Source organism: Lentzea albidocapillata (assembly GCF_000719115.1).
Classification (GTDB): Bacteria; Actinomycetota; Actinomycetes; order Mycobacteriales; family Pseudonocardiaceae; genus Lentzea; species Lentzea albidocapillata.
The window spans coordinates 194,673-216,554 of the sequence record NZ_JOEA01000012.1; the positions used below are offsets into that span (position 1 = coordinate 194,673).

A 21,882-nucleotide genomic window follows, 5' to 3' on the forward strand; every position below is an offset into this window, starting at 1 on the left:
GGTCTGGGTGAGGGTGAGCTCCGGGGGGTGCTCACCCTCACCCCTGATCAGGAACCGGTACAGCGAGGCGTGCCCCTCCAGCCGTTCGCGCAGGGTCGCCGCGACGTCGGAGCCGTCCGGGTAGATGGCCGGAATCGCCTCGTCGACGAGTTGCTCGCGGATCCGGCGGCGTTCGTTGCGCGGCACGTACCAGGACGTGATCAGCAGCAACGTCACGCCGAACGCCAGCGCCGTGCCGATCACCGCGTGCCAGCCCCACCCGCGCGGTCCGATGACCAGCAGCACGTCGGCGATCGCGAGGTAGGCGACGCCGTAGACCACTGCCCAGCCCGCGGTCGCGGCGGCGGGAGGCTCGGCGCGTTCCGTGCCCCACACGCCCTCGACCCGGCGCCAGCGCTGCAGCGACCTGCCGCCGGACAGCGCCATGTAGATCCCGAACGCTCCACAGAGGACCGAGGCGGGGATCACCAGCCACGGCCTGGTGTGCAGCTCGAACCACCAGACCGACCACGCCAGCCCCGCAGCCACCAGCACCACCGCCGCCTTCTTCCAGCGGCGCTTGATGATCCGCAACGGCCGGAAGTCGGCCAGCACGGCGAGCGGTGTGCGGATCGGGGAGGGCAGCGAGCCGAGGACGAGCAGCGCCGTGACGACGAACGCGACTCCGGCCACGGTGATCGTGCCGGTCGTGATCTGCGCCCTGTCGTCGGGCAGTCTGTCGACGGCTATGGCCACCAACGGAATCACCGGTGACAGCAGCACCAGGCCATGCAGCATCGTGCCGCTGCGCAGTGCCGCGTAACCGAAGGCGCCGAGCAGGCCGGCTGTGCCGAGCGCGGCGCCCGGACCGGCGGCCCACGCCGGCAGCATGCCGAACAACGCCATCACGACCAGCGCTCCACCGACCGCGAGGCCCAGCAGGCCCAGGAACTGCGCGAGCTTGCCGCCACGGGTCAGGCCGGTGATCGTCCAGTAGGGGAGCAGGGCGGCACCCCCTCAGTACCCGCGTCACGGGCCTGACCGCGGCGAGCCCGGACCGTTCGGAGTCGGCGACCGTGACCGCCACGGCAGCGGCGGTCGCGGCCGTGCGGATCATCTGGTCCGACGCCGCCTCCTGGGTCAGCGGCTCACGGCCGATGCCCGCGCGGTCGAACGCGTTCAGCGCCGACATGCCCAGCGTGACCGTGTGCTCCTGCGGATACTCCAGGCGCCGCAACAGGTCCGCGTGCTCCTCCAGGAACAGCTCACCCCGCGAACGCCTGTCCGCGCCGTCACCGCGGTCGGCGATGATCGCGGCCCGCAGCCGGGGGAGCTCCTCGCAGATGATCCGCCAGTGCAGGCCCCACGCGGCGAGTTCGGCGAGCTTCATCGACGACGGCGACAGCTCGTTCTCGGTCTCGTAGATGCCCGTGAGTTCCTTCTTGGCCTCCTCGGCGCACGCGGCGACCTGAAGCGGCATTTCCAGGCCGAACATCGCCGTGACGACCTGGTCGACGACGGCCTGCGCGCGTTCCTCCGCGGTGCGCCGGTCATCGGCCGGCCGGCCCAGCAGGTCCATGCGCCGCAACCGCCGCGGGTCGAACAGCACCCGGCACAGCATCGTGGCGCCGTCCAGCCGCCCCCAGATCCAGTCGTTGACCCGCCACGACCGCTTCAGGAACCCGGAGAACCGCGACAGCGAAGCGCCGCCGGCCTTGTCGTCGGCCGTGAGCGACTGCTTCGCGAACGCGTTGCGCGTCTGCAGCGACACCTGCACCAGCTCGACCGGGGAGTCCATCCCCGTCGAGGCGTCGTCGGACAGGCACGTGCCGGCGATCTCCAGTGCCAGCAGGCGACTCAGCCACCGTTCGCCGTCGCCGAGCCCTGCCTCGGACGCCACCGCCGGGGCGTCGAGCAGCGCGTGCCAGCAGACCAGCCCGCCTAGCTTCAGCCGGTGCTCGTCGAGCGCGGTGATCACCTGCTGCGCCGCGCCGACGACCCGGCCGATCTCGGCCACCTGTTCCCTGACCCGCAGGCCGATCTGCCCGTCGATCATGTGCTCGTGGTAGCTCGCGAGCCTGCCGGTCCAGTAGGTCTCGCCGAGCGAGTCCGACGGCTTCCAGTCGAACAGTTCCTCCCGCAGCCCGCGCAGTTCGGCGCGGACCCGGTGGAGTTCGCGGCGGGCCGTGGTGACCTCGTCGGCCTGCGCCTCGGGCACCACCCACACGAGCCGTTTGAGCAGGTCGAGCGCCGACGCCCCGAGGCGTTCGGCCATCGTGATGCCCCACTCCCAGCCCACGTCCTCGCGGCACACGACGCCCGGCAGCCGCACGCCCGGCACGTACGGCAGGACGCCGTGCAACTTCTTCCACTTGCGCTGCGCGGTCTCCGCGGCCCGGCGCGCCCGTTCGAACGACCAGTTCGCCGGATTTCCGCCGGACAGTGCGAACTGCTGCGCCGTCACCTGCCGTGCCGCGAGCCGGATCTCGACGTCCTCGTAGTGGCCGAAGAGCTTGTCCGCCAGGGAGTACACCTCGCCGACGACGTCCTCGCCGCCCGTGTGCAGCCGTTCCAGCAACGCCATCCGGCCGCCCCTGCTGCCGGCGGCGCGCCGGTTGTGCTCCTCGATCTTCTCGACGTAGGTCCGGCCGGCCTGGCTGGACATCGCGCCCAGCAGCCTGCCGCCGGACCCGACCGTCGTCGGTCCCCTGTCGAAGGTGTCGGCCACCGGCTCGGAGCCCAGCGGCTCGGCGTGCGGGAAGACCAGCAGCATCACCCGCCGCACCGGCCCGTCCGCCGGCATCCGGTCGATGGCTTCGAGGGCCTCCTTCGTCGGCGTGTTCACGAGAACGCCACCGTCGACCGCGAACCTGCTGCGGTCGCCGCCGTTGGCCCAGCTGGCGACGTCCGCCATGTCCGGGCGATCGGGCGTGGACTGACCGCCGACCGGGATGAAGCTCGGCTCGAACGCGAACGGGAAGCTGGCGCTCGACCGCGCGGCCAGCGCGAGCTGCAGCACGCGGTCGTCGAGCGTCGCGGCCGCGAAGTCGTCCCTGGTCTCCTCGCTGACCCAGTTGTAGGGGTCGCGGCGGAACGAGAACGAGCCCTGGTGCACCGACTGCGTCAGCGGCTGGCCCAGGTCGTCGTAGGTCACCGCCGGAACGCCGCCGAGCAGTGTGGTGGTGATGCGCAGGTCGATCGGGCGTTCGTCCGGCTCGGTCGGCCGGAAGTCCGCGGTGAGCCGGGCCAGCGCCTCCTGCAACCGGGGCAGGAAGAACTCGTCGCCCTTGAGCAGCGAGCCCGGCTGGCCGCGGAACGGCGTCCGCAGCAGCTGTTCCATCCGGCCCTGCTCGGCCCAGAGGTCACGCAGCCTCGTCAGGTCGGCCTGCTTGTTGACCTGCGACAACGCCAGCGCGGCGCCGTTGATGCCGCCCGCGGACGTGCCCGCGATGACGTCGGCTCTCGCTGTGCAGCCGACCAGGTCCAGCAGTGGCTGGTACACCGATCCCGGCCTGGTCAGACGGTCGAGCTCCAGCACGACGCCGCCCATCCAGACGGCGAGGCTCACACCACCGTTGAGCACGACGGCGAACCGGACCTCTTCCCGCGACATGGGTTGTTCGGACATGCCACGTCACCCCCTCCGGCGACGATCCTCCCCTGCTGGTTTCTCGTTCGCCGGAGGTTCGGGGTTACCGGCCCCTCAGACGTGTCCTCCGCCGGCGGGGTCGGACTTCAGGAACGGCCCGACCCGCTTGCGCGCGACCAGCACGCAGACCGCGAACGTGATCACCGCACCGGCGACCGCCTGCGGCACGGTGTAGGCACGCCCGTCGAACGCGGACCCGGTCGGCGGCAGGATGATCGCGATGATCGCCGACGTCACCATGGCGAACAGCCGGAACTTCGGCCCGACCACGGCGGTGGCCAGCGGGATCGCCGCCCACAGCACGTACCAGGGCTGCAGCACCGGCCCGAGCACCAGGATCGCGCCGAGAGCCGCGCCCAGGCCGTTCATCGCCTTGATCCGGCCCTTGAAGCTGCGCCACAGCAGTCCGACCGTGATCACCACGGACACGGCCTGCCCGAGCAGGCGGGTCAGCGAGATCATCGCCTCGGTGTGGTTGCCGAGGCCCAGCAGGATGCCGGTGCCGGCGCCGAGGAACCCGAGCGCGGTCGGCGGCGACATCCACGACTTCACGGTCGACGCGACGTTCAGCGTCTCGACCCAGCCGAAGCCGAACCCGGTGCCGAGGCAGATCACCACCACCCCGACCGCCGCTATGGCGGCCATGATCCCGGCCACGATCGCCAGGTGCTTGAGCTGCCCGCCGAGCTTGCGCGCCACCATCACGCCGAGGAACCCGAGCGCGGCCATCGCGGGGATCTTCACCATCGCGCCGCACACGATGACCCCGGCGCCCAGCGTGATCCAGGTCCACTTCAACGGTTCCAGCCCGCGCATCGCGAGCTCCAGGCCGACCAGCATGAGGCCGAGCGCGAGGCCGTCGTTGTGCACGCCGATGACGATGTGGAACAGCACCAGCGGGTTCAGCGCGCCCAGCCACAGCGCGCCGACCGGCGGCACCCCGAACCGGGCCGCGAGCCGGGGCAGCGCCCACACGATCATCCCCAGGCCGACCAGCACGAGCAGCCGGTGCACGAACACACCGGACACCACGTGGTCGCCGGTCAGCATCGCGGTCAACCGGCCGAACGCGAGGAACAACGGCCCGTACGGCGCCGGCGTCTCCCGCCAGATGTTCGGCACACCGCGCGTCAGCACGTGGTCGACGCCCAGCGCGTTCGCGGGCCCCAGCTCGTACGGGTCGAGCCCGCGCGCCGCGATCTCGCTCTGCGCCAGGTACGAGTACACGTCGCGGGAGAACATCGGCACGCAGAAGACCAGCGGAACGGTCCACATCAGCAGCGTGCGGTCCATCTGGCCGCGCGAGATCAGCCTCGGCCGGCCGGGCTTCACGAACCGGCCCAGCGCCAGCCAGGCCGACACGATCATGAAGATGCCGGTCCAGACGACCCCCATCGCGACACTGGGCATCCTCGAGAAGAGCCCGAGCACGGGCACGCCGTAGAGGGGCGAGTAGATCGGTGCGGCGCCGCCACCCAGGGACCCGACGGTCAGCAGCAGCGCGCCGATGGTGCCCCAGCGACGGACGATGTCCAGCTGGCGACGCTCCCGACCGTTCAAGAGGTCGCTCTCCGGAGTTACAGCTCCGCCGTTCGTGGACATGTCAGGAGCGTATCGAGCCACGTTCAGCCGTGAGTCAGGTCACCCTGTGACCGCGATCTTTGCGACCTCCGGCGAAATACGCAACACTGGTGTTGTGAAAAACGCCGAGACCCACCTTGACGCCGTGCCGCAGCACGACGGCAGGACTCGGCGTGCTGTCGCCAGGCTCCTCCTGGAGCAGGGCCCGGTCACCGCGGCGGGTATCGCCGAGGAGCTGGGCATCAGTCCCACGGCCGTGCGTCGTCATATCGACGGGCTGCTCGCGGACGGTGAGGCGACGACGAGGGACGCACCCCGGCAGACCCAACGTGGCCGTGGCCGTCCCGCGAAGTTCTTCCTGCTGACTGACGCCGGACGAGCCCGGTTCGGCCACGCCTACGACGACCTCGCGGTCGCCGCCCTCAGGTTCCTCGCCCAGACGGGTGGGGAAGAGGCAGTGCGCGCTTTCGCGCAAAGTCGTGTCGACGCTCTCGTGGACGGCCATCGTTCGACGATCGTGGCTCAGGTCACGCCCGCCGAACGGGCCAAGGCCCTTGCGACCGCGTTGACCAGGGAGGGCTACGCTGCGGCGGCGCGAAATGTGGGTACGGGCGAGCAGTTGTGCCAGCACCACTGCCCGGTCGCCCACGTCGCCGCCGAGTTCCCCCAGCTGTGCGAGACCGAGACGGAGACGTTCGCGGCTCTTCTGGGTACCCACGTACAGCGCCTCGCGACGATCGCACGCGGTCACGCCGTGTGCACGACGCACATCCCGAACGTTCCACGGATCCCAGATGATGGAGGGGAGCCCGCATGACTACCGCTGCCGAGCAGCGCACGCCCACCACGGTGCAGTCTCCGCTCACGCAGGAAGAGACGATTGCGTCTCTCGGCAACTACGAGTTCGGCTGGGCCGACTCGGACACTGCCGGCGCGAGCGCACGCCGAGGCCTCAGCGAGGATGTCGTCCGCGACATCTCGGCGAAGAAGAGCGAGCCCGAGTGGATGCTCGAGTACCGGTTGAAGGCGCTGAAGCTCTTCGACCTCAAGCCGATGCCGAGCTGGGGCGCTGACCTCTCTGGGATCGACTTCGACTCGATCAAGTACTTCGTGCGTTCGACCGAGAAGCAGGCCACCTCCTGGGAGGACCTGCCCGAGGACATCAAGAACACCTACGACCGCCTGGGCATCCCGGAGGCCGAGAAGCAGCGCCTCGTCGCCGGTGTCGCCGCCCAGTACGAGTCCGAGGTCGTCTACCACCAGATCCGCGAGGACCTGGAGGAGCAGGGTGTCCTCTTCCTCGACACCGACACGGCCCTGAAGGAACAGCCGGAGCTCTTCCGGGAGTACTTCGGCTCCGTCATCCCCGCGGGTGACAACAAGTTCTCGGCGCTGAACGCCGCGACTTGGTCCGGTGGCTCGTTCATCTACGTGCCGAAGGGTGTCCACGTGGACATCCCGCTGCAGGCCTACTTCCGGATCAACACCGAGAACATGGGTCAGTTCGAGCGCACGCTGATCATCGTCGACGAGGGTGCCTACGTGCACTACGTCGAGGGCTGCACGGCGCCGATCTACTCCTCGGACTCGCTGCACTCGGCCGTGGTCGAGATCATCGTGAAGAAGGGCGGCCGCTGCCGCTACACGACGATCCAGAACTGGTCGAACAACGTCTACAACCTGGTCACCAAGCGCGCCAAGGCCGAAGAGGGCGCGACCATGGAGTGGGTCGACGGCAACATCGGCTCCAAGGTGACCATGAAGTACCCGGCCGTCTGGCTGATGGGCGAGCACGCCAAGGGCGAGGTCCTCTCGATCGCGTTCGCGGGCGAGGGCCAGCACCAGGACGCCGGAGCCAAGATGGTCCACATGGCACCGCACACCTCTTCGACGATCATCTCGAAGTCGGTGGCGCGGGGCGGTGGCCGCACGTCGTACCGCGGCCTGGTCCAGGTCAACAAGCGGGCGCACCACTCGAAGTCCACGGTGAAGTGCGACGCGCTGCTGGTCGACACGATCAGCCGCTCGGACACCTACCCGTACGTCGACGTCCGCGAGGACGACGTGCAGATGGGTCACGAGGCCACGGTCTCGAAGGTCTCCGAGGACCAGCTGTTCTACCTGATGTCGCGCGGCCTGAACGAGGACGAGGCCATGGCGATGATCGTGCGCGGGTTCGTCGAGCCCATCGCGCGTGAGCTCCCCATGGAGTACGCCCTCGAACTGAACCGCCTGATCGAACTGCAGATGGAAGGGGCCGTCGGCTGACATGGCCGCCCTGTCTACGAAACCTCACTCCCACGGAGCTGTCGTACCCGTCTCCTCGCGCGCGGCGCACTTCACGTCCTACGACGTGAACGCGTTCGAGGTGCCGGGCGGCCGTGAGGAGATCTGGCGCTTCACGCCTCTCAAGCGTCTTGCCGGTCTGCACTCCGGCGCTGCGGCAACGGGTTCCGCTGCCGTCGAGGTGAACGCCGCTTCCGGCGTCACCGTCGAGACCGTGGGTCGTGACGACTCGCGGCTCGGCACCGCCGGCGTCCCCGGTGACCGCGTCGCGGCGCAGGCGTACTCGTCCTTCGAGAACGCCACGATCGTGACGCTGCCCGGTGACGTGAAGTCCGAGCCGACCACCGTCACGGTGACCGGCGCCGGCGTGGATGCCGTGGCCTACGGCCACATCCAGGTCAAGGCCTCGCAGTTCGCCGAGGGCACCATGATCCTGGACTTCCGCGGTTCCGGCGCGTACGCGGACAACATCGAGTTCCTCGTCGCGGACGGCGCTCACCTCACGGTGATCACCATCCACGACTGGGCCGATGACGCCGTGCACGTCTCGCAGCACCACGTGAAGCTCGGTCGCGACGCGACCATCAAGCACACCGTGGTCACGCTCGGCGGCAACGTCGTGCGTGTGACGCCGGTCGTGCAGTACGCGGGCCGCGGCGGAGACGCCGAGCTGTTCGGTCTGTACTTCGCGGACGCGGGCCAGCACCAGGAGCACCGGCCGTTCATCGACCACGCACAGGCGAAGTGCCGCAGCAACGTCGTCTACAAGGGCGCGCTGCAGGGCGTGGGCGCGCACGCGGTGTGGATCGGTGACGTGCTCATCCGTGTCGCTGCCGAGGGCACCGAGACGTTCGAGCTGAACCGGAACCTGATCCTGACCGACGGCGCGCGTGCCGACTCGGTGCCGAACCTGGAGATCGAGACCGGCGAGATCGAGGGTGCCGGCCACGCCAGCGCCACCGGCCGGTTCGACGACGAGCAGCTGTTCTACCTGCAGGCGCGCGGAATCCCGGAGGACCAGGCACGGCGTCTCGTCGTGCGCGGCTTCTTCCAGGAGCTGATCGCGAAGATCGCCGTCCCCGAGGTGCGCGAGCGCCTCGAGGCCGCCATCGAGGCAGAGCTCGAGGCGGTCGGCACGTGATCAAGGTGTGTGCACTGTCCTCGTTGGACGACCGCAAGCCGTTCGCCGCCGACGTCGACGGAACTGATGTCGTGTTGGTGCGCGACGGCGAGCGGGTGCACGCACTCGCGGATCTGTGCTCGCACGCCGCGGTGTCGCTGAGCGAGGGCGAGATCTCCCGCAAGGGGATCGAGTGCTGGTTGCACGGGTCGTGCTTCGACCTGGAGACCGGCGCGCCCTCGTCGCCGCCCGCCAGCGAACCGGTCGACGTCTACGCCGTCGACATCCGTGACGGCGACGTCTTCGTCGACGTCACCGTCACCAAGAACTGACTTCTAGCTACACCACCAGGAGAACGGCAAGTCATGGCCACCCTTGAGATCAAGGACCTGCACGTCTCGGTCGTCAGCGAGGACACTCCCAAGGAGATCCTCAAGGGCGTCGACCTGACGATCAAGGCCGGCGAGACGCACGCCATCATGGGCCCCAACGGCTCCGGCAAGTCCACGCTGTCCTACGCGATCGCCGGTCACCCGAAGTACACGATCACCTCGGGCACCGTCACGCTCGACGGTGAGGACGTCCTGGAGATGTCCGTCGACGAGCGCGCCCGCGCCGGCCTCTTCCTCGCCATGCAGTACCCGGTCGAGGTCCCCGGCGTCTCGATGTCGAACTTCCTGCGCACCGCCGTCACCGCCGTCCGCGGCGAGGCCCCGGCCCTTCGCCACTGGGTGAAGGAGGTCAAGGGTGCGATGACCGACCTCGACATCGACCCGGCGTTCGCCGAGCGTTCGGTGAACGAGGGCTTCTCCGGCGGCGAGAAGAAGCGCCACGAGATCCTGCAGCTGGGCCTGCTCCAGCCGAAGATCGCGATCCTCGACGAGACCGACTCCGGCCTCGACGTCGACGCCCTGCGCGTCGTGTCCGAGGGCGTCAACCGCTACAAGGCCTCCGGTGAGGTCGGCGTCATGCTGATCACGCACTACACCCGGATCCTCAAGTACATCGAGCCGGACTTCGTGCACGTCTTCGCGAACGGCCGGATCGTCGAGTCCGGTGGCCGTGAGCTGGCCGACGTGCTCGAGTCCGAGGGTTACGTGAAGTACACCGGATCCAAGGAAGCCGCAGCACTGTCCTGACGGACCTGTGTTCAATTTTTGCGGTAGTTGAGAGGAGGCGCTGTGACCACCACCGCAGCACCATTGGACGTAGCCGCCCTCAGGGCGGACTTCCCGATCCTGTCTCGCACCGTTCGTGACGGGAAGCGCCTGGTCTACCTGGACTCCGGCGCCACCTCGCAACGCCCGACGCAGGTTCTGGATGCGGAAAAAGCTTTCCTGCAGCAGCACAACGCCGCTGTGCACAGGGGTGCCCACCAGCTCGCGGAGGAAGCGACCGACGCGTACGAAGGTGCGCGTCAGCGCATCGCGGACTTCGTCGGCGCCGACTTCGGCGAGCTGGTGTTCACCAAGAACGCCACCGAGGGGTTCAACCTCGTGGCGTACGCGATGGGCAACGCCGCGACCTCGGGTCCCGAGGCCGCGCGCTTCGTCGTGGGTCCCGGCGACGAGATCGTCGTGACCGAGATGGAGCACCACGCGAACCTCGTTCCGTGGCAGCAGCTCGCTTCCCGCACCGGAGCGACGCTGAAGTGGTTCACGATGACCCAGGACGGTCGTCTCGACCTGTCCGATGTGGACAGCGTGATCACGCCGCGCACCAAGGTCGTCGCGTTCACGCATCAGTCGAACGTGACCGGCGTGATCAACCCGGTCGACGTGCTGGTCGCGGCCGCGCGGAAGGTCGGCGCGCTGACGGTGCTGGACGCGTGCCAGTCCGTTCCGCACCGCCCGGTCGACTTCCGCAGGCTCGGCGTCGACTTCGCGTCGTTCTCCGGCCACAAGATGCTCGGCCCGTCCGGCATCGGTGTCCTTTATGGACGTCGTGAGCTGCTGGAGGCGTTGCCTCCCTTCATCACCGGTGGCTCGATGATCGAGCAGGTCTTGATGGAGGGCTCGACGTTCGCCCCGCCGCCGCAGCGCTTCGAGGCCGGTTCGCCGATGACGTCCCAGGCCGTCGGCCTGGGCGCGGCGGTGGACTACCTCAGCGTCGTCGGCATGGAGCGGATCAACGCCCACGAGCACGCGCTGACCGTTGCCGCGCTCGAAGGTCTTTCCGGCATCAAGGGTGTTCGCCTGATCGGCCCGCAGGACGCGGTCGCCAGGGGCGGCGCCGTGCCGTTCGAGATCGAGGGCGTCCACCCGCACGACGCCGGCCAGGTGCTCGACAGCCTGGGCATCGCCGTGCGCGTCGGCCACCACTGCGCGTGGCCGCTGCACCGCTGCCTGAACGCCCAGTCGTCGGTGCGCGCGTCGTTCTACCTGTACAACACGCTGGACGAGGTCGACGCACTGGTCGACGGCGTCCGCGAGGCGCAGAAGTTCTTCGGGGTGGCCTGATGCAGCTCCAGCAGATGTACCAGGAGATCATCCTGGACCACTACAAGAACCCGCACGGCCGAGGCCTGCGCGACCCGTTCGACGCGGAGTCGTTCCAGGTCAACCCGACCTGCGGTGACGAGGTGACGCTCCGCGTCCACCTGGTCGACGACATGGTGAAGGACGTCTCCTACGCCGGCCAGGGCTGCTCGATCAGCCAGGCCTCGACGTCGGTGTTGACCGACCTCGTCGTGGGTAAGCCCCTGGGTGAGGCGTTCAAGAAGCTGGACGCGTTCGTCGAGCTGATGCAGGGTCGCGGCAAGGTGGAGCCGGACGAGGACATCCTCGAGGACGGCATCGCCTTCGCCGGTGTCGCGAAGTACCCGGCACGCGTGAAGTGCGCGCTGCTGGGCTGGATGGCATTCAAAGACGCAGTAGCACGAAGCCAGGGAGCAGCATGAGCACCGAAGAAGTCGTCCGGGGAGCCGAAGGCATGCCGGTCTTCGAGCCCAAAGCTGACGTCGCCGCGCTGGACGACCTCGAAGAGGCGATGCGCGACGTCGTGGACCCGGAGCTCGGCATCAACGTCGTCGACCTCGGGCTCGTCTACGACATCCACGTCGACGAGAAGAACGTCGCCACCATCGACATGACGCTCACGTCCGCGGCCTGCCCGCTGACCGACGTCATCGAGGACCAGACCCGCGCGGCCCTCACCGGCGGCGGTCTCGTGGCGGACTTCCGCATCAACTGGGTGTGGATGCCGCCATGGGGCCCGGAGAAGATCACCGACGACGGCCGCGACCAGCTGCGCGCGCTGGGCTTCACCGTCTGACGTTTCCCAAGTATTGGAACGGCGCGCATCCACTGGGTGCGCGCCGTTTGCTTGCGTAGAATTAAATGCGTTGCGAGCGTGCGAGAAGGTCGCATAGCTTGATCCCATCACGAACAACAGAGATCAACCGGAGGAAGACATGCTTGCCAAGACTCAGCTCGCGGGATGGCGAATTCTCGCCCTCATCGCCGGCGGTCTGCTGGCGATGGCGTGGGGCTCCACGCCATGACCTGATCCCCAGGTCATGACCTCGGAGCCGCCCACGGGAAACCATGGGCGGTTTTCTTTTTGTCCCGCCAATGCCGATGAGCTTTGGAAGCGGAACGGATTCCAAACCCGTTTCCCGAGGGTTCGACTCCTTCCATCGGTGCTGCTCGAAAACAATGCGGTCGTGGCGAGGCTCGCCGGATCCGCACGCCCCGGTAGCCCAACGGAAGAGGCAACGCGTTCAGAACGCGTTCAGTGCAGGTTCGAATCCTGCTTGGGGCACGACACAACTGAACCAGGGGGACGCGCCGGCGCGCAGGTGATCCTTGCAAGATCGCCCTGGAGGGTTCGACACCCTCGTCTTCCACTCCGTCCCGTAGCTCAGTCCGGTGAGAGCGTCCGTCTGATACGCGGTAGGTCCCAGGTTCAAATCCTGGCGGGACGACCACCCCGGCGCACGCGGGGACGCTACGTGCGCTCCAAGCGCACGAAAGCTCCCCGCGTGCACTTCACGCGTAGACGCGTTCGACGAACGCCGCCAGCTGGTCCTCCGGCAGGTGCCTCGCGAGGTCCGCCTCGGACACCATGCCGACCAGCCGGTGGTCCTCGATGACCGGCAGCCGTCGGATCTGGTGCTCACCCATGGTCTCGAGCACGTGTTCCAGCGGGTCCTCCGCGTCGACCCAGTGGACGTGGCCGCCGAACTCGCCGGCGCGGGTCGTCGCGAGGTCCATCCCCTCCGCCACCGCCCTGATCACGATGTCGCGGTCGGTGATGATTCCGTGCAGCCGGTCGTCCTTGCCGCAGATCGGCAGGGAACCGACGTCGAGGTCCCGCATCATGCGGGCGGCCTCGACGAGGCTCGCGTCCTCGTCCACGCACCGCACTCCGGGGTGCATGATGTCGCGCGCTGTCGTCACAACCTCCTCCTTCCGGCCTTTCACCCAGGATCCGCCCGCCCTGTCCGCCCCGCAGCGTGGTCCGCTGAACGGACTAGACCCTTGCGGTGCGAATGGCGCAGAGTGCTACTCTCTGTGTTCCTAGGGTTACGCAGTTGCCATCTCCGGGGGCCGCGATGAGGCTGTTGGCGCGACTGACCGACGATCCCTGGGGCGGCATTTCACCGTCCGTGTACGAGACGGGCCGGCTCGTCGCGCTCGCTCCATGGCTCGCTGGTCACGCCGCCAGGGTCCGGTACCTCCTCGACACCCAGCACGCCGACGGCACGTGGGGCGGTCCGGGTGAGTACGCGCTGGTCCCGACGCTGAGCGCGGTCGACGCACTCGGCCTGCACCCGGCGGCGCGCAGAGGTCTCGAAGCGCTGCGCAAGCTGCTCAGTCTGCCGGTGAAGCTGCCGGACACGGTCGCCGTCGAGCTCATCGTGCCCGCGCTCGCGGAGAGGCTCGGCCTGCGCACACCGCTCGACCCCCGTCCGTTGCACGCGCTGCGGCGACGCCCGCTGCCGGAGAAGCTCTGGCACACCCTGGAGATCTTCGGTCCCCGTCCCGAGGTCACCGCGGTCGACGGCATCGTCGCCGCCAGCCCGGCCGCCACCGCAGCGCAGCTCCAAGGCCCTTTACCGGGCGCGAGCCTCGACTACTTGGAAGCCGTCCAAGACCGGCACGGTGGTCCTGTCCCCGCCGGGGTCCCGGTCCCGCTGTTCGAACGCTCCTGGATCGTCGTCGCACTCAGATCCGCAGGCCTGGACGTTCCCGAAGCCGTGGCCGGCCAGATCAAAGCCGCGCTCGGTGCGCAAGGGGCGGCAGGCGGACCAGGGCTCCCGGCCGACGCCGACGACACGGCCACCGCACTGCACGCCCTCGCGTTATGTGACAGCCCTGGGCCCGTGGACACCCTCGACCGCTACCGGGAAGCCCGCCACTTCGCCTGCTTCCCGGACGAGCGCACGCCGTCGACCAGCACGAACGCCCACGCGCTGCAGGCCATCGGCCACGACCGCGAACTGGAGGAGTGGTTGCGGGACATGCAGGAACCGGCGGGCAACTGGCTCGACAAGTGGCACGCCTCGCCCTACTACGCCACCGCGTGCGTCACCAACGCCCTGCAAGGCAACGAAAAGGCCGTCGACTGGGTGCTCGGCTCGCAGCACGCCGACGGTTCGTGGGGCCGGTGGGAAGGCACCTACGAGGAGACCGCCTACGCCATCCGCATCCTGGCGCACTCGGCACGTGACGTCACGAGAGCCATGAGCCGTGGCGCGAAGTTCATGCACGAGTGGGGAGACCGCGAGCATCCGCCGCTGTGGCACGACAAGGACCTTTACACGCCAACGAGAATCGTGCGGGCGGAAGGCATGGCCGCGCTGAACCTCGCCTGCGCGGTGAGCCGGTGAACCGGACCGAGCTCGGCTTCCGGCTGCGCCTGATCCCGTTCCTCGACTCGGTGGAGAGCCTCGAGGACGGCATGGTCAGGCTCCGGGACCGGCGCTGGCTCGTCTGGCACCCGGACGTCATGTCCGCCCTGTTCCGCAACGACCGTGACCTGCGGCACCCGCCGAGCCGCACGCTGAGCCCGTTGCTGGGCAACCGATCCGTGCTGTGGCTCGACGGCGCCGAGCACACCGCGTACCGGCGCACGCTCACACCCGCGTTGCGCGGGAACCGCTACCAGGCGTTGATCGAGGAGATGGTCGAACGCTCGATCGCCGCACTGCCGAGCGGCCCGACCAGCCTCCCGGAGTGGACCAGGAAGCTCGCCCTGCGGATCATCGGCCGCATCGTCTTCGGCGTGGACGACGACGAGCTGCTGGCCGCGTTCACCCGCTGGCTGGACCGCCGCCTCGGCAGTCGCGTCCGCACTCTCGCGCACCGCTGCCTGACCCCGGGCAGCACCAGGTCCGACCCCCACCTCGACGCGATGCTGCTGCACCGCGCACGCACCGCCGAACCTCCCGCCCTCGCGGCCTTCCTGCCACCCGGGGACCTGCGCGACCAGGTCGTGTCACTGCTGTTCGCGGGCCACGAGACCACGGCGAGCGCCACCGCGTGGACGTTGTACTGGATCAGCAGGACGCCGGGTCTGGCCGAGAGGCTCGACGACGACCTGCTCGAAGCCACGATCAGGGAGTCGCTCAGGCTGTCGCCGCCCGCGACGCTGGCAGGGAACCGGATGAGCGCCGACGGCATGGTGATCACCCCGAGCATCTACCTGGCGCACCGCCGTGCCGCGACCTACGAGAACCCGCACGTCTTCGACCCCGCTCGCCGGCCACCGCCGCCCGGCGCGTTCTTCCCGTTCGGCGGGGGAGTGCGGCACTGCCCCGGCAGGGATCTGGCGCTGCTGGAGATCCGCCTGATCGTCACGGCGTTGCTGCGGCACAAGCACATCAAGCTCAGTTCCCCGACCTGCACACCCCAGTTGCGCGGCGCCGCGATGGCGCCGCCGCCGAGCCTCGCGATGGTGGCCACTTGCCGGCGTTGACCTACCTCCATCGCCTGGAACACCCCTTCGGCGTGCACTACGCGTGCGCCGCCTCCTGGGGTGCCTGCTACGCGACGAGATTCGACCTCGCCGTGGTGATCGCGGTGCTCGCGAACTTCGTCGCGATCATCTCCGGCAACCCCCTCAACGCCTACACCGACGTCCGCAACGACATCCACACCACGGACAAACGCCATCTGGCGCGGGCGGTCCAGGAGATCGGCGCGCGGAAGGTCCTCGCGCTGGCGATCTTCGAGATGATCTTCGCGCTCGCGCTGGCCGTCGCCGTGTCCTGGAAGGTCGCGATCGGTGTCGGGCTGGTCCTGGTGCTGTACCTGGCCTACAACCTCGAACCGATCAGGCTGAAGCGGCGCGGGTACGCCGGTCCGGTGGTGCTGGCGATCGCCGCCGGGCTGCTGCCGAGCGTGACGGCCTACGCGGCGGCCGGGGGAGAGGCCGAACCGGCGGTGTGGCTGGTGTTCTCCGGGGTCGCCGCCCTCGCCACGGGCCGGGCGCTCTGGTGGGCCGTCCCCGACCGGGCCGGCGACGCCCGCGTCGGGTCACGCACCCCGGCCGTCCTGTACGGCACGCGTCACGCCGTCAACGCGACCATCCAGCTGACCGTCGGAGGGCTGTTGCTGGTCGGCGGCGGACTGTGGTTCCGGTTCGGGCTGTTCTGGGCGGCCGTCGGGGTCGTGGCGTGCTCGGCGTTCCTGCTCGCGCGGGACCTGCCGACGGCCAGGCAGCAGCTGCGCTACGGCATGTCCATGGCCGTCGTGTCGACGATCGTGCTGGCCGCGATTCCTTTGCTGGCCTAGAGCTTGCGCGCGAGACCGCCGCATCCCTGGAAGTTCTCCGGATTGCGGTCCTGGACCTCGCCGGGATCCGGTTCCCACAACGGAATCGGCACCACGCCCGGCGCGAGGACCTCCATGCCGTCGAAGAACCGCACGACCTGCTCCGGGTACCGGAACGTGAACGCCGGCAACGGCTGATCCCCGTACATGGCACCGAAAAGCCCGACGGCGGCCAGCATGAACGGGTCGCGGCACGTGTGCGAGAGCCCGAGGTAGCTGCCCGGTGCCAGCGCGTCCAGGTACCGGGCGAGAACCTTGTGCGGCTCGGCCTCGTCCGGGACGAAGTGCAGCACGTCCAGCACGAGCACCGCGACCGGCTGCGAGAGGTCCAGCGTCGAGCGGATCTCCTGCGACTCCAGCACCTTCTCCGGATCGCACAGATCCGCGCACAGGTACTCCACCCGCGGCTCGTCCGCGACGATCGCCCGGCCCTCGGCCGCCACCGCCGGGTCGATCTCCACGTAGACCACGCTCGCGTCCGGCGCGACGAGGTGCACGTTGGCCGCGGTCGGCAGGCCGGAGCCGAGGTCGATGAACTGCCGCACGCCGAGGGCGGTCAGCCTCCTGACCACCCTGCCCAGGTACGCGCGGTGCGTGCGGCACAGGTACGGCAGGTGCGGTGCCGCGGACACGAGGTGGGCCGCCAGTTCCTGGTCGGCCTCGGTGTTGTGCGTGCCGCCGAGCCAGTAATCCCTGACCCGTGCGGTGTTGGGAAGCTCCGCACCGTTCAGTCCCGGTGCCCAGATGGGGGTGGCCACGGGGACTGATTACCGGATCGCGGCTTGGAGGCACACCAAGCCGACTCGACATGTACCCGATCGAGTGAACGGCTCAGACCGGTGAGGTCTGCGCCACCAGGAATCCCACCACGTCGTCCAGCCTGCCGCGCCGCGCGAACGCCCGGCGCTGCCGCACCGCTCCCGTGCCGTCGAGCAGCAACCGGTCGATCGCGGTGGTCACCATCTCGTGGTCACCGGCGAACTCCAGCGCCGGCCTGATCCACCGCAGCAGTGACGCGACGATCGACGATGCGGGCGTGGGCGCGCCCGTCACCGGGTCGATGCCGAAGCCCTCCAGACCGTCGCGCGCGGCTCGCCACATCGCGACCTTCAGCAGGTGCGGCGGCAGCTTCACCGGCGCGGCACCGGAACTCAGTGCGGTGGCGGCGATTCCGCGCACCAGAGCGGCCATCAGCACCGCCTCCTCGACCGTCGGCGCGACGTCGGAGACCCGCAACTCCAGCGTGGGGTGGCGGGCGGAGAGCCGGACGTCCCAGTAGAGCATCCCGGCGTCCATCGCCGCGCCGCTCGCGACGATCTCCTCCCGTGCCGCGTAGTACTCGGCCGCGGAGTCGAAGTGCGGCGGCGCACCCGAAGTGGGCCAACGGTTCCAGACCACGTACCGCCAGCTCGCGTACCCCGTGTCGCCGTCGAGCCAGTACGGCGAGTTCGCGCCCAGCGCCAGCAGGGTGGGCAGCCACGGCCGCAGGTGGTTGCTCACGAAGATCTTCGACTCGTCGTCGGGCAGGCCGACATGCACGTGACAGCCGCAGATCGCCAGGTCGTTGGTGAGCGCGCCCATCTCCTGTGCCATCCGGTGGTAGCGCGGAGAGTTCGTCAGCGGCGTCGGCATCGTGAGACCCAGTACCGGCGTCCCGGTCGCGGCGAGCCTCGCGTCGTGACGCGCGGCCCGTTCGATCAACGCCCGGCGCGCCACGGTCAGTTGCTCGTGCAGCACGGCCATGTCCGTGCAGATGCCGCTGGCCGATTCCACCTGGTATTGCGCGATTTCCGGCTGCAGGTCCACCTCGAACCGGTCGGCTCCGGCGAGCACTTCCTTGGCGCGGTTGGCCAAATGGCCGGTGGAAGCTTCAACCAGAACGAATTCTTCTTCCACGCCAACGGTGAGCAGGCCGTCAAAGCTTCTGCGTTGCGCGGGTACCGCTTGAGTTCTGCTGCCGACCTGCACGCCGAACCTCCTGTGCACTGAGTAGCACGCTCGATGCTATGAGTGATCAGCGCGCCGCGCAGGAGGCGTTTGGTTGTACTTGTTAACTCACCGCGCGTTGCGCGACACCACGCAGCACGTCGCGTCGTTCGGTGCCCGGCCTACCCATGACCCAGCTGGACCCGGCGAGCGACTTCGCGTGCTCCTTCACTGGTGCCAGCAACCGCGACACCTCGCGATACGACCCGACTGATCCCGGGGCACAGATAAGAGTCGCAAGAGAGAGGGTGACGTGTCGTCCCTCTGCCGTGTACGGCTTGTCCAGCAAACGAGCACTCAGCGGCACTGTCTCGTCGAGCCCGGCTAGGAGGAGGAAGTCGTCACCGCCGACGTGCCCGACCTGCGTGCCGGGGAACGCGTGCGCGAGGTCCGCCAGGTCGTACCCGATCTCGCGGATCAGGTCGTCGCCCGCCGCGAACCCGACCGTGTCGTTGACCAGCTTGAAGCTGTCGACGTCGAGCCAGGAGATCGCGAAGATCTCACCGAGCTCGATGCGCCTGTCCACTTCCTTCGCGACCGCGTCACTACCGGGCAGGCGCGTCAACGGGCTCAGTGCGGCCGCCTGCTCCACCTTGAGCTCGGCGACACCACGCACAACGTCGGCCACGCGCACAACACCCATGCACCGCTCGTTGTGGTCCACGATGATGAGGTCGTCGTTCGTGCGTTCACGGTTCGCACCCGTCACCACGTCCAGAAGGTCGAGCGCTGACGCATCGGTGCCGATGACGTGTGGTTTGTCCGCGAGCCGTGCGGCTTCTCGCTTGGCGTGCAGGGCATGCCCGTACGGACCGGTCACCGCGAGAAGGAACCGGTTGCGGTCCACCGACCACTTCGGGCGGCCCTCTTCGTCCACGAGAACGACACCCGTGACCGAAGGCTGCGAGGCCAAAACCTCACGCACCTCCTCGCTCGTGGCGTTCTCGGGCAGCACCGTGGCGGGGTGCAGGAAGGCCGTGATCCGGGGACCCGTGTTGCCGCGCCGGATCTCCCCGGTCTCCGTGACCGCCTCGGGCGCGATGCGGGCGTTCACCGCCGGCCTTCGCTGCGGTGGCGCCAGGAGCCTGCCCTGCGCGTACCCCACCCCCAGTTTGCGCAGGTAGGTCAGTTCCGCCTCGGTCTCCACGCCCTCGGCCACGACCTGGCCGCCCGTGTACTCGCCGAGGTGCACCAGCGACTTCACCAGCGCGCCCCGCGCGGCGTCGTCGGGCAGCGAGCGGACGATCTCGCGGTCGAGCTTGAGGTAGTCCGGCGAGGCGCTGGTCAGCAGACCGAGCGGTACGTCGCCCTCGCCCACGCAGTCGAGCGCGATGCGGAAACCGTTGTTCCGCAGCGTCTGCATGCCATGGGCCAGACGGCCGCGGTTGGCGCGTGAGTACGGTTCTCCGATCTCGATGACGACGCCGTCCGGCGACCGGCCCGTGTCCCGGAGAGCGCCGTAGAGAGGGCTCATGACCTCGGGCTTGTCCGCGATCGTGATCGCGAGCAGGTTCACGTGCAGGGGCAGCATCAGGTCGAAGTCGGCCGCGGACCGGATGGCGCGGCAGGCCAGTCCGACGTCGGCGTTGGCCAGCAGGCCCGCCCGGAAGGCGGCCTGGAGCAGATCCTGCACGCTGCCGTCGTGCGGCCGGGCCAGAGCCTCGATCGCGACGACGCCCCCGGTGTTGAGGTTGAACAGGGGCTGGAAGGCGAACCTGACGTCATCCAGCAATGCGGGCACATCCCGATCGTGCCGGTGCGAACGAGCGGCTCCAAGTGGGTTCACCAGCTGTTCATGAGCTTGGCGGCCAATTGCTACACCAGCGGTGCGCTCGGTTACGTGGCCCTCACGCTGGGGGTTCAGCGGAGGAGTTTCCACCTGAGATGGCCTGGCGTCGTCCGGAACAACGCGAGCATGGCGGCTGCTGTTCCTTTGACGTCCTCACGGCCGGACAGATAGGCGCGCTGTTCTTCCGGCTCGAGCCGGAAGAACACCTCGAAGAAGTCCAGCGTCTCGTCCGGGCTGAAGCGGAGAAGCGCTTCGAGGCCCCTCATACGCATGGCGTGCACGATGCGTGCCTTCTTCGGCCAGATGACGTGCCTTGGGTCCTCGTTCGCCTGGATCGCGCCGGCGACCCGCGGCGCGAGCTGCAGTGAGGTGGCGACGCTGTAGCCGGTGGCGGGGTGGATGAAGCCGGCCGCGGCGCCGAACGCGTCGTCCGTTGCCCTCGGCGCGTCGAGAGGGAAGCGCACGCGTTCCTCTTCTTCACCTGGGGCGAGGCGAGCGTGCAGGCGTTCGCGGAGTTCCTGCAACGGCATGCCGGGCCTGCGCGCCAGGCAGGTCTCTTCCACCAGCAGCCGGTTGCCACCCAGCGGGACCGTGTAGAGGAACGTGTCGCCGTTGCCGCGCCAGTCCATCAACGTGGTTTCGGTGCTGTCCGACTCGATGACCGTGCCTACAGCTGTTTGCTCGGCACGGCCCTTGCGCGCACCTGTGGCGTTGAACGTGTAGCGCGCTGCCTCTGGCCGTTGGAGTACCTCGACCGTGTCGGGCAGTTCGTGGAGCTTGGCGTTGTCCAGGACAACGTAGGTGCGCTGGATCTGATGCTCCTCGCGCGCGTACGCGCGAACCGTGGTGCTCACAGACCTGGTCGACGTGTTGGGCGGGAGCTCGTCAGCCCACGCGCCGTACGTCGCCGTCCACGGACGGTCCGGACGACGGTCGACTATCGCTGTGTGGAGACCTTCGTGCGCACACGCCCGTGCGAGCGCACGGCCAGCCGGACCTCCGCCAATCACCACCACGTCGAACGTCATACGGTCCATGATTGACCCTGTGGCCAAGACCTTCCGTCAGCACTTCGTCCGCCGTGTCGGCAACATCGTCATCAGTCGCGCTGTTTCGCTCGGCATCGCGCCCTCCTACTACGTGCTGCTGACCATCCGCGGCCGACGCAGTGGTGCAGAGCGGACGATTCCCATTCGACTGATGTCGCATGACGACCAGGAGTGGCTCGTCGCGCCGTACGGCGTTCGGGACTGGGTGCACAACGCACGGGCAGCCGGTTCGGCGGTCCTGCGAAGGGGACGCAGGTCACGTCAAGTCGTTTTGACCGAGGTTTCCGCGGCCGTTGCGGCGCCCGTACTGGCCGCTTACGTGCGGAAGGAGCCGGTGACTAGGCCTTTCTTCGACGCTCGGGTCGGCGACCCCGTCTCGGCGTTCGAGGCCGAGGCTGACCGCCATCCGGTCTTCTCAGTGACGAACGCGCAGGTCAGCGGCGGTTCTGAGGCTTAGGTGACCCCCCGATTTGGAGATCGAAAGTGCCCCGTGTAATGTTCTCCAAGTCAGAGCGACACGGGCCGGGAAACAAACCGGAACGGGCCTGGCGAAAATAAGCTTCAGTAACACAAGCCCCGGAAGTAAGTCAGCGTAAAGCTGATGTGACTGCGGTGTGCGCGTGTTCTTTGAGAACTCAACAGCGTGCCGAAACACAGCCAGTAAT

Annotated in this window: 19 protein-coding genes and 2 tRNA genes; 14 read left to right on the plus strand and 7 right to left on the minus strand. The window is 68.7% G+C overall.

The annotated features are described in order from the left end of the window. Positions 1-37: 37 nt before the first annotated feature. Positions 38-3,607 (minus strand): patatin-like protein, encoded by a 3,570-nt coding sequence (locus IG04_RS42710; protein WP_051770249.1) that lies wholly within the window; start codon positions 3,605-3,607, stop codon positions 38-40. A gap of 75 nt (positions 3,608-3,682) precedes the next feature. Then, the gene (gene mptB, locus IG04_RS0119810; protein ID WP_030478157.1) at positions 3,683-5,230 is read right to left on the minus strand and encodes a polyprenol phosphomannose-dependent alpha 1,6 mannosyltransferase MptB; all 1,548 of its coding nucleotides are present in this window, start codon (positions 5,228-5,230) and stop codon (positions 3,683-3,685) included. Positions 5,231-5,324: 94 nt separating this feature from the next. Here mptB and IG04_RS0119815 point away from each other — a divergent pair, with 94 nt between their 5' ends. From IG04_RS0119815 to IG04_RS0119860, 10 genes are all read left to right on the plus strand, one after another. Continuing rightward, positions 5,325-6,026, plus strand: coding sequence for a helix-turn-helix transcriptional regulator (locus IG04_RS0119815; protein ID WP_036015253.1), 702 nt, complete (start codon positions 5,325-5,327; stop codon positions 6,024-6,026). Beyond that, positions 6,023-7,477, plus strand: a complete 1,455-nt coding sequence (gene sufB, locus IG04_RS0119820; protein ID WP_030478159.1) for a Fe-S cluster assembly protein SufB — start codon at positions 6,023-6,025, stop codon at positions 7,475-7,477. The genes IG04_RS0119815 and sufB overlap by 4 nt, the downstream gene beginning before the upstream one ends. A gap of 1 nt (position 7,478) precedes the next feature. Then, positions 7,479-8,636: a Fe-S cluster assembly protein SufD gene (sufD, locus tag IG04_RS0119825; RefSeq protein WP_030478160.1), complete on the plus strand. Its 1,158-nt coding sequence runs from the start codon at positions 7,479-7,481 to the stop codon at positions 8,634-8,636. Next, a complete protein-coding gene (locus tag IG04_RS0119830; RefSeq protein ID WP_030478161.1) occupies positions 8,633-8,947 on the plus strand; it encodes a non-heme iron oxygenase ferredoxin subunit in 315 nt (104 codons plus the stop codon). Before sufD ends, IG04_RS0119830 begins: the two co-directional genes overlap by 4 nt. Positions 8,948-8,980: 33 nt before the next feature. Next, positions 8,981-9,754: a Fe-S cluster assembly ATPase SufC gene (gene sufC, locus IG04_RS0119835; RefSeq protein ID WP_030478162.1), complete on the plus strand. Its 774-nt coding sequence runs from the start codon at positions 8,981-8,983 to the stop codon at positions 9,752-9,754. A 42-nt stretch (positions 9,755-9,796) separates the two neighbouring features. Then, entirely contained in the window at positions 9,797-11,074 is a 1,278-nt protein-coding gene (locus IG04_RS0119840; protein ID WP_030478163.1) for a cysteine desulfurase, read from the plus strand. Next, positions 11,074-11,514 (plus strand): Fe-S cluster assembly sulfur transfer protein SufU, encoded by a 441-nt coding sequence (sufU, locus tag IG04_RS0119845; RefSeq protein WP_030478164.1) that lies wholly within the window; start codon positions 11,074-11,076, stop codon positions 11,512-11,514. The genes IG04_RS0119840 and sufU overlap by 1 nt, the downstream gene beginning before the upstream one ends. After that, positions 11,511-11,888, plus strand: coding sequence for a metal-sulfur cluster assembly factor (locus IG04_RS0119850; RefSeq protein ID WP_030478165.1), 378 nt, complete (start codon positions 11,511-11,513; stop codon positions 11,886-11,888). The genes sufU and IG04_RS0119850 overlap by 4 nt, the downstream gene beginning before the upstream one ends. A gap of 416 nt (positions 11,889-12,304) precedes the next feature. Further along, positions 12,305-12,377, plus strand: a tRNA-Leu gene (locus IG04_RS0119855). 88 nt (positions 12,378-12,465) lie between these two features. Continuing rightward, positions 12,466-12,543 (plus strand) — tRNA-Ile (locus tag IG04_RS0119860). 61 nt (positions 12,544-12,604) lie between these two features. On the opposite strand, the gene IG04_RS0119865 is transcribed toward IG04_RS0119860, so the two are convergent. Then, positions 12,605-13,015, minus strand: coding sequence for a CBS domain-containing protein (locus IG04_RS0119865; RefSeq protein WP_030478166.1), 411 nt, complete (start codon positions 13,013-13,015; stop codon positions 12,605-12,607). Between the two features lie 155 nt (positions 13,016-13,170). On the opposite strand from IG04_RS0119865, the gene IG04_RS0119870 reads away from it, so the two are divergent. Genes IG04_RS0119870 through IG04_RS42715 form a run of 3 tightly spaced genes read left to right on the plus strand, consistent with a single transcriptional unit; the run spans position 13,171 to position 16,354 of the window. After that, a complete protein-coding gene (locus tag IG04_RS0119870) occupies positions 13,171-14,448 on the plus strand; it encodes a prenyltransferase/squalene oxidase repeat-containing protein (protein ID WP_063758292.1) in 1,278 nt (425 codons plus the stop codon). Further along, the gene (locus IG04_RS0119875) at positions 14,445-15,536 is read left to right on the plus strand and encodes a cytochrome P450 (RefSeq protein ID WP_030478168.1); all 1,092 of its coding nucleotides are present in this window, start codon (positions 14,445-14,447) and stop codon (positions 15,534-15,536) included. Before IG04_RS0119870 ends, IG04_RS0119875 begins: the two co-directional genes overlap by 4 nt. After that, positions 15,524-16,354 (plus strand): UbiA prenyltransferase family protein, encoded by an 831-nt coding sequence (locus IG04_RS42715; protein ID WP_036015193.1) that lies wholly within the window; start codon positions 15,524-15,526, stop codon positions 16,352-16,354. Before IG04_RS0119875 ends, IG04_RS42715 begins: the two co-directional genes overlap by 13 nt. Here IG04_RS42715 and IG04_RS0119885 read toward each other — a convergent pair. The 4 genes from IG04_RS0119885 to IG04_RS0119900 all read right to left on the minus strand — a co-directional run bounded on the left by IG04_RS0119885 (position 16,351) and on the right by IG04_RS0119900 (position 21,205). Next, positions 16,351-17,151, minus strand: a complete 801-nt coding sequence (locus tag IG04_RS0119885; protein ID WP_051770253.1) for an SAM-dependent methyltransferase — start codon at positions 17,149-17,151, stop codon at positions 16,351-16,353. The genes IG04_RS42715 and IG04_RS0119885 overlap by 4 nt on opposite strands. A gap of 73 nt (positions 17,152-17,224) precedes the next feature. Beyond that, entirely contained in the window at positions 17,225-18,289 is a 1,065-nt protein-coding gene (locus IG04_RS0119890) for a carboxylate-amine ligase (RefSeq protein WP_245816692.1), read from the minus strand. 154 nt (positions 18,290-18,443) lie between these two features. Then, positions 18,444-20,120, minus strand: coding sequence for a GGDEF domain-containing protein (locus tag IG04_RS0119895; RefSeq protein ID WP_030478172.1), 1,677 nt, complete (start codon positions 20,118-20,120; stop codon positions 18,444-18,446). Between the two features lie 119 nt (positions 20,121-20,239). Further along, positions 20,240-21,205 carry a lycopene cyclase family protein gene (locus IG04_RS0119900; RefSeq protein ID WP_084402135.1) on the minus strand — a complete coding sequence of 322 codons (966 nt, stop codon included), beginning with the start codon at positions 21,203-21,205 and terminating at the stop codon, positions 20,240-20,242. Between the two features lie 10 nt (positions 21,206-21,215). On the opposite strand from IG04_RS0119900, the gene IG04_RS0119905 reads away from it, so the two are divergent. Further along, a complete protein-coding gene (locus IG04_RS0119905; protein WP_051770255.1) occupies positions 21,216-21,674 on the plus strand; it encodes a nitroreductase family deazaflavin-dependent oxidoreductase in 459 nt (152 codons plus the stop codon). The last annotated feature ends 208 nt before the right edge of the window (positions 21,675-21,882 follow it).

Excerpts from the sequence above, each read along its gene's own strand:
- IG04_RS0119870 (WP_063758292.1), top strand. The coding sequence starts at position 13,171 with ATGAGGCTGTTGGCGCGACTGACCGACGATCCCTGGGGCGGCATTTCA.
- sufC (WP_030478162.1), top strand. The coding sequence starts at position 8,981 with ATGGCCACCCTTGAGATCAAGGACCTGCACGTCTCGGTCGTCAGCGAG.
- sufD (WP_030478160.1), top strand. The coding sequence starts at position 7,479 with ATGGCCGCCCTGTCTACGAAACCTCACTCCCACGGAGCTGTCGTACCC.
- sufB (WP_030478159.1), top strand. The coding sequence starts at position 6,023 with ATGACTACCGCTGCCGAGCAGCGCACGCCCACCACGGTGCAGTCTCCG.
- IG04_RS0119850 (WP_030478165.1), top strand. The coding sequence starts at position 11,511 with ATGAGCACCGAAGAAGTCGTCCGGGGAGCCGAAGGCATGCCGGTCTTC.
- IG04_RS0119900 (WP_084402135.1), bottom strand. The coding sequence starts at position 21,205 with ATGGACCGTATGACGTTCGACGTGGTGGTGATTGGCGGAGGTCCGGCT.
- IG04_RS42710 (WP_051770249.1), bottom strand. The coding sequence starts at position 3,607 with ATGTCCGAACAACCCATGTCGCGGGAAGAGGTCCGGTTCGCCGTCGTG.
- sufU (WP_030478164.1), top strand. The coding sequence starts at position 11,074 with ATGCAGCTCCAGCAGATGTACCAGGAGATCATCCTGGACCACTACAAG.
- mptB (WP_030478157.1), bottom strand. The coding sequence starts at position 5,230 with ATGTCCACGAACGGCGGAGCTGTAACTCCGGAGAGCGACCTCTTGAAC.